This is a genomic window from Rhizobium sp. 18055, from assembly GCF_902706285.1.
Lineage (GTDB): Bacteria > Pseudomonadota > Alphaproteobacteria > Rhizobiales > Rhizobiaceae > Rhizobium.
Genome location: NZ_CACSKD010000112.1, coordinates 1 through 597 on the forward strand (window position 1 = coordinate 1; position 597 = coordinate 597).

The 597-nt window shown below is 71.0% G+C and carries 1 pseudogene; it reads left to right on the forward strand.

The window, feature by feature from the left end:
* Window positions 1-597, forward strand: a pseudogene (locus GVL52_RS31665) (YgiQ family radical SAM protein); the annotation flags it as partial.

Sequence of the window (597 nt, forward strand, 5' to 3'; positions counted from 1 at the left end):
CTACAAGGATGTGCCCATCGTGCTCGGCGGCATCGAGGGCAGCCTGCGCCGCATCGCGCACTACGACTACTGGAGCGACAAGGTGCGGCGCTCCATCGTGGTGGATGCCAAGTGCGACCTGCTGCTCTACGGCAATGCCGAACGTGCGCTCGTCGAGGTGGCGCACCGCATCGCCGCGCGCGAGCCGGTCGAGCAGATCACCGACGTGCGCGGCACGGCCTTCGTGCGCCGGCCGGGCGACGAGAGCGGGCAGGGCTGGTTCGAAATCGACTCCACCACCGTGGACGAACCCGGCCGCGTGGAAGCCCACATCAATCCCTACATGACGACCAGCGAGCAGGCCGCGGCCCAGGGCAGCAGCTGCAGCAAGGACGATGACTCCGAGACGACGACGGCCGCCTGCGGAGCGCCGTCCGGCGGGGCGGCGGCCGGTGCCGCAGCGCCCGCGGCGGTGAATCCGCCCGTCCAGCCGATCCAGTTCGTGGCCAACCCCGCCCTCGGCACCCGGCTCAAGGTGCCGCCGCGCGACCGCAGCGTGATCCGCCTGCCCAGCTACGAGCAGGTGCGCAGCGATCCGGTGCTCTACGCCCATGCCAA